11 protein-coding genes and 1 tRNA gene are annotated in these 15,288 nt (G+C 58.8%); all 12 read left to right on the top strand.

Annotation, left to right across the window (positions count from 1 at the left end; all coding sequences use genetic code 11):
- Nucleotides 1-56 precede the first annotated feature (56 nt).
- The 12 genes from B597_RS40420 (at nt 57) to fusA (ending at nt 15,248) form a co-directional block, all read left to right on the top strand.
- Nucleotides 57-132 (top strand) — tRNA-Trp (locus tag B597_RS40420).
- Nucleotides 133-174: 42 nt separating this feature from the next.
- Nucleotides 175-543, top strand: coding sequence for a preprotein translocase subunit SecE (gene secE, locus B597_RS40425; protein ID WP_003293008.1), 369 nt, complete (start codon nt 175-177; stop codon nt 541-543).
- Between the two features lie 9 nt (nt 544-552).
- Nucleotides 553-1,086 carry a transcription termination/antitermination protein NusG gene (nusG, locus tag B597_RS40430; RefSeq protein ID WP_003293009.1) on the top strand — a complete coding sequence of 178 codons (534 nt, stop codon included), beginning with the start codon at nt 553-555 and terminating at the stop codon, nt 1,084-1,086.
- A gap of 110 nt (nt 1,087-1,196) precedes the next feature.
- The gene (gene rplK, locus B597_RS40435) at nt 1,197-1,628 is read left to right on the top strand and encodes a 50S ribosomal protein L11 (protein WP_003293010.1); all 432 of its coding nucleotides are present in this window, start codon (nt 1,197-1,199) and stop codon (nt 1,626-1,628) included.
- Nucleotides 1,628-2,323, top strand: coding sequence for a 50S ribosomal protein L1 (rplA, locus tag B597_RS40440; RefSeq protein ID WP_003293011.1), 696 nt, complete (start codon nt 1,628-1,630; stop codon nt 2,321-2,323). The genes rplK and rplA overlap by 1 nt, the downstream gene beginning before the upstream one ends.
- A 196-nt stretch (nt 2,324-2,519) precedes the next feature.
- Nucleotides 2,520-3,020 carry a 50S ribosomal protein L10 gene (rplJ, locus tag B597_RS40445; protein ID WP_003293012.1) on the top strand — a complete coding sequence of 167 codons (501 nt, stop codon included), beginning with the start codon at nt 2,520-2,522 and terminating at the stop codon, nt 3,018-3,020.
- A gap of 78 nt (nt 3,021-3,098) precedes the next feature.
- Entirely contained in the window at nt 3,099-3,467 is a 369-nt protein-coding gene (gene rplL, locus B597_RS40450) for a 50S ribosomal protein L7/L12 (RefSeq protein ID WP_003293014.1), read from the top strand.
- Between the two features lie 213 nt (nt 3,468-3,680).
- Nucleotides 3,681-7,751, top strand: coding sequence for a DNA-directed RNA polymerase subunit beta (gene rpoB / locus B597_RS40455; protein ID WP_003293016.1), 4,071 nt, complete (start codon nt 3,681-3,683; stop codon nt 7,749-7,751).
- A gap of 65 nt (nt 7,752-7,816) precedes the next feature.
- Entirely contained in the window at nt 7,817-12,016 is a 4,200-nt protein-coding gene (gene rpoC / locus B597_RS40460; RefSeq protein ID WP_024162375.1) for a DNA-directed RNA polymerase subunit beta', read from the top strand.
- 140 nt (nt 12,017-12,156) lie between these two features.
- On the top strand, nt 12,157-12,528 hold the full coding sequence (gene rpsL / locus B597_RS40465) for a 30S ribosomal protein S12 (RefSeq protein WP_003280832.1): 372 nt from the start codon (nt 12,157-12,159) through the stop codon (nt 12,526-12,528).
- Between the two features lie 98 nt (nt 12,529-12,626).
- Entirely contained in the window at nt 12,627-13,097 is a 471-nt protein-coding gene (gene rpsG, locus B597_RS40470; RefSeq protein ID WP_003293018.1) for a 30S ribosomal protein S7, read from the top strand.
- 30 nt (nt 13,098-13,127) lie between these two features.
- On the top strand, nt 13,128-15,248 hold the full coding sequence (fusA, locus tag B597_RS40475) for an elongation factor G (protein WP_003293020.1): 2,121 nt from the start codon (nt 13,128-13,130) through the stop codon (nt 15,246-15,248).
- The last annotated feature ends 40 nt before the right edge of the window (nt 15,249-15,288 follow it).

Consider the following 15,288-nt stretch of genomic DNA (forward strand, 5'->3'; position numbering starts at 1 on the left):
AATAACGATTGATCTGTTTGAAGCAGGTCGGCATAATAGTCGGCCTGACTCTTTCTAGGCCAGTAGCTCAATTGGCAGAGCGGCGGTCTCCAAAACCGCAGGTTGGGGGTTCGATTCCCTCCTGGCCTGCCATTTTCAATATCGAATTTGGCAGTCTTTACAAGGTTCTAGCAGATGAATATCAAAGCTGAAGCCAATGATGCGCGCTTCGATCTGGTGAAGTGGCTTGTTGTGGCTGCTTTGGTGGTGGTTGCTGTTGTTGGTAACCAATACTACTCCGCTGAGCCGATTCTGTATCGTGTCCTTGCAGTGCTGGCGATAGGCGCGGTTGCTGCGTTTATTGCCTTGCAGACGTCCAGAGGGCGTTCGTTCGCTGTGCTGCTGAAAGAAGCGCGTGGCGAGATTCGCAAGGTCGTTTGGCCGACTCGTCAGGAAACTACTCAGACCACACTGATCGTCGTTGTGGTGGTTCTGGTTATGGCGCTGCTGTTGTGGGGGCTAGATTCCCTGCTCGGCTGGTTGGTCTCCATGGTTGTTGGTTAAGGGTGTCTCGTGGCTAAGCGTTGGTATGTTGTGCATGCTTACTCGGGTTACGAGAAGCACGTAATGCGCTCTCTGGTCGAGCGCGTCAAGCTTGCCGGCATGGAAGATGAGTTCGGCGAGATTCTTGTTCCGACCGAAGAAGTGGTCGAGATGCGTAACGGGCAGAAGCGCAAAAGCGAGCGCAAGTTTTTCCCGGGCTACGTTCTCGTGCATATGGACATGAACGAAGGTACTTGGCACCTGGTCAAGGATACCCCTCGTGTCATGGGTTTCATTGGTGGTACGGCTGACAAGCCGGCGCCCATTACAGATAAAGAGGCTGAGGCTATCCTGCGTCGCGTTGCTGACGGGAGCGACAAGCCGAAGCCGAAGACGCTTTTCGAGCCTGGTGAGGTCGTGCGTGTGGCCGATGGTCCGTTCGCTGACTTCAATGGTGTGGTCGAAGAGGTCAATTATGAGAAAAGTCGGATCCAGGTTGCCGTCTTGATATTTGGTCGCTCTACCCCTGTGGAGCTGGAGTTCAGCCAGGTCGAGAAGGTTTAACCGATCGAAGTATCCCATACCCCGCAGCTACAGGCTGCGGGGTTTTGTCGTCACCGGGATAAATAAGCATTGGGGAGCCGCAAGGCGTCATAACCCGTAACGGAGTGAATATGGCTAAGAAGATTCAAGCTTACATCAAGCTTCAGGTAAAGGCCGGTCAGGCTAACCCGTCGCCGCCTGTTGGTCCTGCTCTGGGTCAGCATGGTGTGAATATCATGGAATTCTGCAAGGCATTCAATGCCAGGACTCAGGGCCAGGAGCCTGGTCTGCCGACTCCTGTGATCATCACCGTATACAGCGACCGTAGCTTCACTTTTGAAACCAAGAGCACGCCGGCTGCGGTGCTGTTGAAGAAGGCTGCTGGCATTACCAGCGGCTCTGCTCGCCCCAACACCCAGAAGGTCGGCACCGTCACTCGTGCCCAGCTCGAAGAGATTGCCAAGACAAAGCAGGCTGATCTGACCGCTGCCGAAATGGACGCTGCCGTTCGAACCATCGCAGGTTCGGCTCGTAGCATGGGCCTGAATGTGGAGGGTGTGTAATGGCTAAGTTGACTAAGCGCCAGAAGGCCATCGCCGAAAAGGTCGAAGCCGGCAAGCAATATGCTTTCGAAGATGCGGCCAAGCTGTTGGCTGAGCTGTCTGCAGTTAAGTTCACCGAGTCGTTCGACATTGCCATCAATCTTGGCGTCGATCCTCGTAAGTCCGATCAGGTCGTTCGTGGTGCAACCGTTCTGCCGAACGGCACTGGTAAGAGCGTTCGCGTAGCTGTGTTCACTCAGGGCCCGGGTGCCGAAGCTGCTCTGGCTGCAGGTGCTGATCGCGTTGGTATGGACGAACTGGCTGCCGAAATGAAAGGCGGCGATCTGAACTATGACGTGGTGATTGCTTCGCCAGACGCGATGCGCGTTGTCGGTCAGTTGGGCCAGATCCTGGGGCCGCGCGGTCTGATGCCGAACCCGAAAGTGGGTACTGTTACTCCGGACGTGGCTACCGCTGTCAAGAACGCCAAGGCCGGTCAGGTGCGCTTCCGTACCGACAAGAACGGCATCATCCACACCTCCGTGGGTAAGGTTGGCTTCGAAGCCGGTCAGTTGAAGCAGAACGTTGAAGCTCTGCTGTCGGATCTGAAGCGTCTGAAGCCGTCCACGTCCAAAGGTATTTATGTCAAGCGCGTGACCCTGAGCACCACGATGGGTCCGGGACTGGTCATCGACCAGGCTTCCCTGGAAGCGTAAGACTGTGTCGCCCCGCTCTGTTGCGGGGCGTCTGCAAGATTGGGGTCCCTGCCTGGCGGGGGCTATCCAAGACCGTAGGCGGCGAAAGCCTTAAACCCCAAGCCTACGCAGAGGTGCTCCCGATTCGTACCGAATCAGACACCAAAACCCGTCCGGTCTCGACCGGATGAAACGGTAACATCCAGGAGTGTAACCCGTGGCAATCAAACTCGAAGACAAGAAGGCCATCGTCGCTGAAGTCAACGAGGCTGCCAAAGCCGCCCTGTCCGCTGTCGTGGCTGATGCCCGTGGCGTGACCGTGGGGGCCATGACCGGACTCCGTAAAGAGGCCCGCGAAGCTGGCGTTTACGTACGTGTCGTACGTAATACCCTGCTGCGCCGCGCTGTTGATGGCACTCAGTTCGAAGTGCTCAACGACGTGTTCAAAGGCCCGACCCTGATTGCGTTCTCCAACGAGCATCCGGGCGCCGCTGCCCGCATCTTCAAGGAGTTCTCCAGGGGTCAGGACAAGTTCGAGATCAAGGCCGCTGCGTTCGAGGGGCAGTTCCTCGCAGCCAATCAGATCGACGTGCTGGCAACTCTGCCGACTTACGACGAAGCCATTTCGCAGCTGATGAGCGTCATTCAGGGCGCTACCAGCAAGCTGGCTCGTACACTGGCGGCTGTTCGCGATCAGAAGGAAGCTGCTGCCGCTTAAGCGTGTAGCCAGCACTTTCGCAATCACTTTTTGAATTAGATGGCCGAAGGCTGTCACCTAAATACAGGAACTAGAGTCATGGCTCTGACCAACGAAGATATCATCAACGCCGTTTCCGAAATGTCCGTGATGCAGGTTGTTGAACTGATCAAGGCAATGGAAGAGAAGTTCGGTGTGACCGCTGCTGCTGCCACCGTTGCTGCTGCTGGCCCGGCTGCCGCTGCTGTCGAAGAGCAAACCGAGTTCACCATCGTCCTGGCTGAAGCCGGCGAGAAGAAGGTCAACGTGATCAAGGCCGTTCGCGAACTGACCGGCCTGGGCCTGAAAGAAGCCAAGGCTGTCGTCGATGGCGCCCCGGGCGTGGTCAAGGAAGGCGTGTCGAAGGAAGAGGCCGAAGCGGCCAAGAAGACTCTGGAAGAAGCAGGCGCCAAAGTCGAGCTCAAGTAAGCAACGACCTTGCGTCTACAGCCCGAGCGACTCGCGAAAGGCTGATGGCTGGTGGCTCATGCCACCGGCCTTTTTCCGTTATGGAAAGCCAGCCAATCTGGCTATTCCGCGGAAAACCACCTGAGGGTGGTGCGAATCATGGGGTTCGCAAGATTTTCTGGCTGCTCCCGTCGGGAGAAGCCAACAAGCAGGTGACCAAGCTGGGGAACGCTGATGGCTTACTCATACACTGAGAAAAAACGTATCCGCAAGGACTTTAGCAAGTTACCGCACGTAATGGACGTGCCGTATCTTTTGGCCATCCAGCTGGATTCGTATCGCGAATTCCTGCAGGCGGGAGCGACCAAAGATCAGTTCCGCGACATTGGCTTGCATGCAGCCTTCAAATCCGTTTTCCCGATTATCAGCTATTCCGGCAATGCAGCGCTGGAATATGTCGGCTATCGCCTGGGCGAGCCGGCTTTCGATGTCAAGGAATGTGTCCTGCGCGGCGTGACTTTCGCCGTTCCGTTGCGGGTCAAGGTGCGCCTGATCATTTTCGACAAAGAATCGTCGAACAAGGCCATCAAGGACATCAAGGAGCAGGAAGTCTACATGGGGGAAATCCCCCTGATGACCGAGAACGGTACCTTCATCATCAATGGTACCGAGCGAGTCATCGTGTCCCAGCTGCACCGCTCGCCTGGCGTGTTCTTCGATCACGACCGCGGCAAGACTCACAGCTCCGGCAAGCTGTTGTACTCGGCTCGTATCATTCCTTACCGTGGCTCCTGGCTGGACTTCGAGTTCGATCCGAAGGACGCCGTTTTCGTACGTATCGACCGTCGTCGCAAGCTGCCGGCGTCCGTATTGCTGCGCGCCCTGAACTACAGCACCGAAGAAATTCTCGATGCTTTCTACGACACCAACATCTTCCATGTGAAGGGTGAAAGCCTCGCGCTGGAACTGGTGCCGCAGCGTCTGCGTGGCGAAATTGCCACCTTCGACATCAAGGATGAGAACGGCAAGGTTATCGTCGAGCAGGGTCGTCGCATCACTGCTCGCCATATCAACCAGCTCGACAAGTCCGGCATCAAAGAGCTCGAGATGCCAATGGATTACGTGCTCGGGCGCACTGTCGCCAAGGCGATCGTGCATCCGGCCACTGGCGAGATCATCGCCGAGTGCAACACCGAACTGACCGTCGACGTGATGGCGAAAATCGTCAAGGCTCAGGTCGTTCGTTTCGAGACCCTGTACACCAACGATATCGACTGCGGCCCGTTCATTTCCGATACGCTGAAGATCGACTCGACCACCAACCAACTGGAAGCGTTGGTCGAAATCTACCGCATGATGCGTCCTGGCGAGCCGCCAACCAAGGATGCCGCCGAGACGCTGTTCAACAACCTGTTCTTCGCCTCGGAGCGTTACGATCTGTCGGCTGTTGGCCGGATGAAGTTCAACCGTCGCATCGGTCGTACCGAGATCGAGGGTTCGGGCGTGCTGAGTCGCGAAGACATCGTCGCGGTACTCAGGACCCTGGTCGATATCCGTAACGGCAAGGGTATCGTCGACGACATCGATCACCTGGGTAACCGTCGTGTGCGTTGCGTCGGCGAAATGGCCGAGAACCAGTTCCGTGTTGGCCTGGTGCGTGTCGAGCGCGCGGTCAAGGAGCGCCTGTCAATGGCCGAGAGCGAAGGCCTGATGCCGCAGGACCTGATCAACGCCAAGCCAGTCGCGGCGGCGGTGAAGGAGTTCTTCGGTTCCAGCCAGCTCTCGCAGTTCATGGACCAGAACAACCCGCTCTCGGAGATCACCCACAAGCGTCGCGTTTCCGCGCTCGGCCCGGGCGGTCTGACCCGTGAGCGTGCCGGCTTCGAGGTTCGTGACGTACACCCGACCCATTACGGTCGCGTGTGCCCGATCGAAACGCCTGAAGGCCCGAACATCGGTCTGATCAACTCGCTGGCTGCTTATGCCCGCACCAACCAGTATGGCTTCCTGGAAAGTCCGTACCGGGTGGTCAAGGAAGGCGAAGTCACTGACGAGATCGTTTTCCTCTCGGCGATCGAAGAAGCCGACCACGTGATCGCTCAGGCCAGTGCCAAGCTCGAAGGCCGCAAGCTGGTCGACGAGCTGGTTGCTGTCCGCCACCTGAACGAATTCACCGTCAAGGCTCCCGAAGACGTGACCCTGATGGACGTGTCGCCGAAGCAGGTCGTTTCCGTCGCTGCCTCGCTGATTCCGTTCCTCGAGCACGACGACGCCAACCGCGCTCTGATGGGCTCGAACATGCAGCGTCAGGCAGTGCCGACCCTGCGTTCTGACAAGCCCCTGGTCGGTACTGGCATGGAGCGTAACGTTGCACGCGACTCGGGCGTATGCGTCGTGGCTCGTCGTGGCGGCGTGATCGACTCGGTCGACGCCAGTCGCGTGGTCGTGCGCGTGCACGATGACGAAGTCGAGACCGGCGAGGCGGGTGTCGACATCTACAACCTGACCAAGTACACCCGTTCCAACCAGAACACCTGCATCAACCAGCGTCCGCTGGTTCGCAAGGGTGATGTGGTGGCGCGTGGCGACATCATGGCCGATGGTCCTTCCACCGATATGGGTGAGTTGGCCCTGGGGCAGAACATGCGCGTCGCGTTCATGCCCTGGAACGGTTACAACTTCGAGGACTCCATCCTCCTGTCGGAGCGTGTGGTTCAGGAAGATCGTTTCACCACCATCCACATTCAGGAACTGACCTGTGTGTCGCGCGACACCAAGCTCGGCCCAGAGGAAATCACTGCGGATATCCCTAACGTCGGTGAGGCTGCGCTGAACAAGCTGGACGAGGCCGGTATCGTTTACGTCGGCGCCGAAGTTGGCCCAGGCGACATCCTGGTCGGCAAGGTCACGCCGAAGGGCGAAACCCAGCTGACGCCGGAAGAGAAGCTGCTGCGCGCGATCTTCGGTGAGAAGGCGTCCGATGTGAAGGACACCTCCCTGCGCGTACCGACTGGTACCAAGGGCACAGTCATCGACGTTCAGGTCTTCATCCGCGACGGCGTCGAGCGTGACTCCCGCGCGCTGGCCATCGAGAAGATGCAGCTCGACGAGATCCGCAAGGACCTCAACGAAGAGTTCCGTATCGTCGAAGGTGCCACCTTCGAGCGTCTGCGCTCGGCTCTGGTTGGTGCGACAGCGGAAGGCGGTGCCGGCCTGAAGAAGGGCGCCGTGATCACTGACGAAACGCTGGATGGCCTGGAGCACGGCCAGTGGTTCAAGCTGCGCATGGCCGAAGATGCGCTGAACGAGCAGTTGGAAAAGGCCCAGGCCTACCTGTCCGACCGCCGTCAGTTGCTCGACGACAAGTTCGAGGACAAGAAGCGCAAGCTGCAGCAGGGCGATGATCTGGCACCGGGCGTACTGAAGATCGTCAAGGTCTACCTGGCGATCAAGCGTCGTATCCAGCCGGGCGACAAGATGGCCGGGCGGCACGGTAACAAGGGTGTGGTCTCGGTGATCATGCCGGTCGAAGACATGCCGCACGATGCCAACGGCACGCCGGTCGACATCGTCCTCAACCCGCTGGGCGTACCGTCGCGCATGAACGTTGGTCAGATCCTCGAAACCCATCTGGGTCTCGCGGCCAAGGGATTGGGCGAGAAGATCAACCTGATGCTGGAAGAGCAGCGCAAGGTTGCTGAGCTGCGCAAGTTCCTCCATGAGATCTACAACGAGATCGGCGGCCGCCAGGAAAGCCTGGACGATCTGAGCGATCAGGAAGTGCTGGATCTGGCGAACAACCTGCGCAAGGGCGTGCCGATGGCCACTCCGGTCTTCGACGGAGCCAAGGAGCGCGAGATCAAGGCCATGCTGAAGCTGGCCGATCTGCCGGAAAGCGGTCAGATGCAGTTGTTCGATGGTCGTACCGGTAACAAGTTCGAGCGCACCACCACTGTCGGCTACATGTACATGCTCAAGCTGAACCACCTGGTCGACGACAAGATGCACGCGCGTTCCACCGGTTCCTACAGCCTGGTTACCCAGCAGCCGCTGGGTGGTAAGGCGCAGTTCGGTGGTCAGCGCTTCGGGGAGATGGAGGTCTGGGCGCTGGAAGCCTATGGCGCCGCGTACACCCTGCAGGAAATGCTCACGGTCAAGTCGGACGACGTGAACGGGCGGACCAAGATGTACAAGAACATCGTGGACGGCGATCACCGCATGGAGGCCGGCATGCCGGAGTCCTTCAACGTGTTGATCAAAGAGATCCGCTCGCTCGGTATCGATATCGATCTGGAAACCGAATAACCACGCACCGCCTGCGCGGCGCCCGGCACTGGCCGGGTGTCGCAGGTCCGTGAGGAGGAAAGGCCTTGAAAGACTTGCTGAATCTGTTGAAAAACCAGGGTCAAATCGAAGAGTTCGATGCCATCAAGATTGCCCTGGCTTCGCCCGAGATGATCCGTTCCTGGTCCTTCGGTGAAGTAAAGAAGCCGGAAACCATCAACTACCGTACCTTCAAGCCGGAGCGCGACGGCCTGTTCTGCGCCAAGATCTTTGGCCCGGTCAAGGATTACGAGTGCCTGTGCGGCAAGTACAAGCGCCTCAAGCACCGCGGTGTCATCTGCGAAAAGTGTGGTGTGGAAGTCGCGCTGGCCAAAGTGCGCCGCGAGCGCATGGCGCATATCGAGCTGGCCTCGCCGGTCGCTCATATCTGGTTCCTGAAGTCGCTGCCGTCCCGCATCGGTCTGCTGCTGGACATGACCCTGCGTGATATCGAGCGCGTGCTCTATTTCGAGAGCTACGTGGTCATCGATCCGGGCATGACTACCCTGGAGAAGGGGCAGCTGCTGAACGACGAGCAGTATTTCGAGGCGCTGGAAGAGTTTGGTGACGACTTCGATGCGCGCATGGGCGCCGAGGCCGTGCGCGAGCTGCTGATCCAGATCGACCTGGAGCACGAGATCGGTCGCCTGCGCGAAGAGATCCCGCAGACCAATTCCGAAACCAAGATCAAGAAGCTCTCCAAGCGTCTCAAGCTCATGGAAGCGTTCCATGGGTCGGGCAACCTGCCGGAGTGGATGATCCTGACCGTGTTGCCGGTGCTGCCGCCGGACCTGCGCCCGTTGGTTCCGCTGGATGGCGGTCGTTTTGCGACGTCGGATCTGAACGACCTGTATCGCCGCGTGATCAACCGCAACAACCGTCTCAAGCGCCTGCTCGACCTGTCGGCGCCGGACATCATCGTGCGCAACGAAAAGCGCATGCTGCAGGAAGCCGTCGACGCACTGCTGGACAACGGTCGCCGCGGCCGTGCCATCACCGGCTCGAACAAGCGCCCGCTGAAGTCCCTGGCTGACATGATCAAGGGTAAGCAGGGTCGCTTCCGTCAGAACCTGCTCGGTAAGCGCGTGGACTACTCCGGTCGTTCCGTGATCACCGTGGGCCCGACCCTGCGCCTGCATCAGTGCGGTCTGCCGAAGAAGATGGCGCTCGAGCTGTTCAAGCCATTCATTTTCGGCAAGCTGGAAATGCGCGGCATGGCGACCACCATCAAGGCCGCCAAGAAGATGGTCGAGCGCGAGCTGCCTGAGGTCTGGGACGTTCTCGCCGAAGTGATCCGCGAGCATCCCGTGCTGCTCAACCGTGCACCGACTCTGCACCGTCTGGGTATCCAGGCGTTCGAGCCGGTACTGATCGAAGGCAAGGCGATCCAGTTGCACCCGCTGGTGTGTGCTGCGTACAACGCCGACTTCGACGGTGACCAGATGGCCGTTCACGTGCCGCTGACGCTGGAAGCGCAGCTGGAAGCCCGCGCGTTGATGATGTCGACCAACAACATCCTGTCGCCTGCCAACGGAGAGCCGATCATCGTGCCGTCGCAGGACGTGGTACTGGGTCTGTACTACATGACCCGTGAAGCCATCAACGCCAAGGGTGAGGGTCGCGTCTTCGCCGACCTGCAGGAAGTCGACCGCGTGTTCCGTGCGGGCGAAGCCTCGCTGCATGCCCGGGTCAAGGTGCGTATCAACGAAACCATCAAGGATCGTGACGGCAGCATCACCAAGAACACCCGTATCGTCGACACCACCGTCGGCCGTGCGCTGCTGTTCCAGGTCGTTCCCGCGGGCATGTCCTTCGATGTCGTCAACCAGCCGATGAAGAAGAAGGCGATCTCCAAACTGATCAACCTGTGCTACCGCACCGTTGGTCTGAAGGATACCGTGATCTTCGCCGACCAGCTGATGTACACCGGTTTCGCTTACTCCACCATCTCCGGCGTTTCGATCGGCGTGAACGACTTCGTCATCCCGGATGAGAAGGCGCGCATCATCGACGCGGCCACCGAGGAAGTGAAGGAGATCGAGAGCCAGTACGCTTCCGGCCTGGTGACCCAGGGCGAGAAGTACAACAAGGTGATCGACCTCTGGTCCAAGGCCAACGACGAAGTCTCCAAGGCGATGATGGCCAACCTCTCCAAGGAGAAGGTCATTGATCGTGATGGCAAGGAGGCTGAGCAGGACTCGTTCAACTCGATGTACATGATGGCCGACTCGGGCGCGCGGGGTTCCGCAGCCCAGATTCGCCAGCTCGCCGGTATGCGCGGCCTGATGGCGAAGCCGGATGGCTCCATCATCGAGACGCCGATTACGGCGAACTTCCGTGAAGGTCTGAACGTACTGCAGTACTTCATTTCCACCCACGGTGCTCGTAAGGGTCTGGCGGATACCGCGCTGAAAACCGCGAACTCCGGTTACCTGACTCGCCGCCTGGTCGACGTGGCTCAGGATCTGGTGGTCACCGAGATCGATTGTGGAACCGAGCAGGGCCTGTACATGACCCCGCACATCGAGGGCGGAGACGTGGTCGAGCCGCTGGGTGAGCGCGTGCTTGGGCGTGTGATCGCGCGTGATGTCCTCAAGCCGGGCGGCGACGACGTGCTGGTTCCGGCCGGTACGCTGATCGACGAACAGTGGGTGGACTTCATCGAGCTGAACAGTATCGACGAAGTGGTCGTGCGCTCGCCGATTTCCTGTGAAACCCGCTATGGGATTTGCGCCAAGTGCTATGGCCGAGATCTCGCCCGTGGTCATCAGGTGAACATTGGCGAGGCCGTTGGCGTGATCGCGGCGCAGTCCATTGGTGAGCCGGGTACCCAGCTGACCATGCGTACCTTCCACATCGGTGGTGCGGCGAGCCGTACTTCGGCTGTCGACAACGTGCTGGTGAAGAATGGCGGTACCATCCGTCTGCACAACCTGAAGCACGTCGAGCGTGCCGACGGCGCGCTGGTCGCGGTTTCGCGTTCCGGTGAGCTGGCGGTCGCTGACGACTTCGGTCGCGAGCGCGAGCGCTACAAGCTGCCGTACGGTGCCGTGATTTCCGTGAAGGAAGGCGACAAGGTCGATGCCGGTGCCGTGGTTGCCAAGTGGGATCCGCACACTCACCCGATCGTTACCGAAATGAAGGGTGTCGTGACCTTCGTCGGTATGGAAGAGAACATCACCATCAAGCGTCAGACCGACGAGCTGACCGGTCTGACCAACATCGAGGTGATGGATCCGAAAGACCGTCCGGCGGCTGGCAAGGATATTCGTCCGGCGATCAAGATGGTCGACGCCAATGGCAAGGAACTGTTGCTGCCGGGTACCGACGTACCGGCTCAGTACTTCCTGCCTGCCAACGCCCTGGTCGGTGTGGCTGACGGTGCCGAGATCAACGTGGGTGACGTCATTGCACGTATTCCGCAGGAAACCTCGAAGACCCGTGACATCACCGGTGGTCTGCCGCGTGTTGCCGACCTGTTCGAAGCGCGGCGTCCGAAGGAGCCGTCCATCCTGGCGGAAATCAGCGGGACCATTTCCTTCGGCAAGGAAACCAAGGGCAAGCGTCGCCTGGTGATCACTCCGACCGACGGCACCGATCCGTACGAGGAGCTGATTCCGAAGTGGCGTCACCTCAACGTCTTCGAAGGCGAACAGGTGAACAAGGGCGAGGTGATCTCCGACGGTCCGAGCAACCCGCACGACATCCTGCGTCTGCTGGGCGTCAGCGCGCTGGCCAAGTACATCGTCAACGAGATTCAGGACGTGTATCGCCTGCAGGGCGTGAAGATCAACGATAAGCACATCGAGACCATCCTGCGGCAGATGCTGCGCAAGGTCGAGATCAGCGAGTCGGGTGACTCCAGCTTCATCAAGGGCGACCAGATGGAACTGACCCAGGTGCTGGAAGAGAATGAGCGCCTGAGCGAAGAGGACAAGTTCGTCGCCAAGTACGTACGTGTTCTGCTGGGTATCACCAAGGCATCGCTGTCGACCGAGTCGTTCATTTCCGCGGCCTCCTTCCAGGAGACCACGCGCGTTCTGACCGAGGCGGCCGTCACCGGCAAGCGTGACTATCTGCGTGGACTGAAGGAAAACGTGGTCGTGGGTCGTCTGATTCCGGCCGGTACCGGTCTGGCTTATCACAGCGAGCGCAAGCGCAGGCGTGATGCCGAGAAGCCGGTTCGGGTGAGTGCTGACGAAGTCGAAGCGGCTCTGACCGAGGCGCTGAACTCCAGCGGCAATTGAGTGCAGGGTCCTGGCTTGCAAGCCGGGGCCTGCCTTGACGGTGTGCGAGAAGCTCTTTAGACTCTCGTACCCCTAATTTGGCGGGGCTTCGTGCCCTGCCATTTTTCGTTTGTGTCGAAAGACAACAGTGGAGCTAGTAGATGGCAACTATCAACCAGCTGGTACGTCAGCCGCGCAAGCGGGTCGTCGAGAAAAGCGACGTCCCTGCGCTGCAAAACTGCCCGCAGCGTCGTGGCGTGTGCACCCGCGTGTACACCACCACGCCGAAGAAACCGAACTCTGCACTGCGTAAAGTGTGCCGTGTTCGCCTGACCAACGGCTACGAAGTCGCCTCCTATATCGGTGGTGAAGGCCATAACCTGCAAGAGCACAGCGTAGTGCTGATCCGTGGCGGTCGTGTAAAGGACCTTCCGGGTGTGCGTTACCACACCGTGCGCGGTTCGCTGGATACCTCCGGCGTGAAGGATCGTAAGCAGGGTCGTTCCAAGTACGGCGCCAAGCGTCCGAAGTAAGCAGCATTTCTATTTATTTGAGTCGATAAGAGTAAGGTCGGACGTAGCCTGCGCGTTACCGTTCCGAGCTAACCTGAAGACCGTTTGAGGGCTTATCAATGCCAAGACGTCGTGTAGCAGCCAAGCGCGAGATCCTAGACGATCCGAAATACGGAAGTCTGATCCTGGCCAAGTTCATGAACCACGTGATGGAAAGCGGCAAGAAGGCCGTTGCCGAGCGTATCGTTTATGGGGCCTTGGAAAAGGTGAAGGAGCGCAAGAACAGCGATCCCCTGGAAGTCTTCGAAAAAGCACTCGATGCCATCGCTCCGCTGGTCGAAGTCAAGTCCCGTCGTGTAGGCGGCGCTACCTACCAGGTTCCGGTCGAAGTTCGTCCTTCCCGTCGTAACGCGCTGGCCATGCGCTGGCTGGTAGACGCTGCGCGCAAGCGTGGCGAGAAATCCATGGCGCTGCGCCTTGCCGGCGAGTTGCTGGATGCTTTTGAAGGTAAGGGCGCTGCAGTCAAGAAGCGCGAAGACGTGCACCGTATGGCTGAAGCCAACAAGGCCTTCTCGCACTACCGCTTCTAAATCAAGCGCAACTTTTACGAGGACCTTATTGTGGCCCGTACTACCCCTATCAACCGCTACCGTAATATTGGTATCTGTGCCCACGTCGATGCGGGCAAGACCACCACGACGGAGCGGATTCTGTTCTACACCGGCCTCAGCCATAAGATGGGTGAAGTGCACGACGGTGCGGCGACTACCGACTGGATGGTTCAGGAGCAGGAGCGTGGTATCACCATTACTTCCGCTGCTGTCACTACCTTCTGGCAGGGGTCGCGCGGCCAGTACGACAACTACCGCGTAAACGTCATTGATACCCCCGGTCACGTTGACTTCACCATCGAGGTGGAGCGTTCGCTTCGCGTTCTCGACGGCGCCGTTGTCGTGTTCTGTGGTACTTCCGGTGTCGAGCCGCAGTCCGAAACCGTATGGCGTCAGGCCAACAAGTACGGCGTGCCGCGCATTGTCTACGTGAACAAGATGGACCGTCAGGGTGCCAACTTCCTGCGTGTCGTCGGTCAGATCAAGCAGCGCCTGGGCCATACTCCGGTTCCGGTTCAGCTTGCCATCGGTGCCGAAGAGAACTTCGAAGGTCAGATCGATCTGATCAAGATGAAGGCCATCTACTGGAACGAAGATGACAAGGGCACCAGCTACCGTGAGGAAGAGATTCCTGCGGAGTTGATGGACCTCGCCGAAGAGTATCGCTCCAACATGATCGAGGCTGCCGCCGAGGCCAATGAGGAGTTGATGAACAAGTACCTCGAGGGTGGCGAGCTGACCATCGAGGAGATCAAGGCCGGTCTGCGTCAGCGTACCATTGCTTGCGAAATCGTTCCGGCGGTCTGTGGTTCTTCGTTCAAGAACAAGGGCGTGCCGCTGGTTCTCGACGCCGTTATCGACTTCCTGCCTGCGCCGACCGAAATTCCGGCGATCCAGGGCGTCAATCCGGATAACGAGGAGCAGGTCGACGAGCGTCATGCAAACGATGAGGAGCCGTTCTCCGCTCTGGCATTCAAGATCGCTACTGACCCGTTCGTGGGTACCCTGACTTTCACCCGTGTCTATTCCGGTGTTCTCGCTTCCGGTGACTCGGTGATGAACTCGGTCAAGGGAAAGAAAGAGCGCGTAGGTCGGATGGTGCAGATGCACGCCAACCAGCGTGAAGAGATCAAGGAATGCCGTGCGGGCGACATCGCTGCGCTGATCGGCATGAAGGACGTCACTACCGGTGACACCCTTTGCTCGATCGAGAAGCCGATCATCCTCGAGCGTATGGACTTCCCGGAGCCGGTTATCTCGGTTGCCGTGGAGCCGAAGACCAAGGCTGACCAGGAGAAGATGGGTATCGCGCTGGGCAAGCTCGCTCAGGAAGATCCGTCGTTCCGTGTTCAGACCGATGAGGAAACCGGCCAGACCATCATCTCGGGTATGGGTGAGCTGCACCTCGACATCCTTGTCGACCGTATGCGTCGCGAGTTCAACGTCGAGGCCAATATCGGCAAGCCTCAGGTTTCGTACCGTGAAACCATCACCAAGGACAATGTGGAGATCGAAGGCAAGTTCGTTCGTCAGTCCGGTGGTCGTGGTCAGTTCGGTCATTGCTGGATTCGCTTCTCCACTCCGGATGTGGACGAGAAGGGCAACATCACCGAAGGTCTGGTTTTCACCAACGAAGTGGTAGGTGGTGTGGTTCCGAAGGAATACATCCCGGCGATCCAGAAGGGTATCGAGGAGCAGATGAAGAACGGCGTCGTCGCCGGCTATCCGCTGATCGGCCTGAAAGCGACCGTGTTCGATGGTTCCTACCATGACGTCGACTCCAACGAAATGGCGTTCAAGGTTGCAGCCTCCATGGCGACCAAGCAGTTGGCTGCTAAAGGCGGCGGTAAAGTGCTTGAGCCGATCATGAAGGTCGAGGTGGTGACCCCTGAGGACTACATGGGCGATGTGATGGGTGACCTCAATCGTCGTCGTGGTCTGATCCAGGGTATGGAAGACTCGGTTTCCGGCAAGGTTATCCGCGCCGAGGTTCCGCTGGGAGAAATGTTCGGTTATGCAACCGATGTTCGTTCCATGTCTCAGGGTCGCGCAAGCTACTCCATGGAATTCTCCAAATACGCTGAGGCTCCGGCGAACATCGTCGAGACACTCGTCAAAAAACAAGGTTGATTCAGCCCTTTAAGTAAGAGGTTTACTGTCGTGGCTAAGG

The sequence above is a fragment of the Stutzerimonas stutzeri KOS6 genome, assembly GCF_000307775.2.
Classification (GTDB): Bacteria; Pseudomonadota; Gammaproteobacteria; order Pseudomonadales; family Pseudomonadaceae; genus Stutzerimonas; species Stutzerimonas stutzeri_B.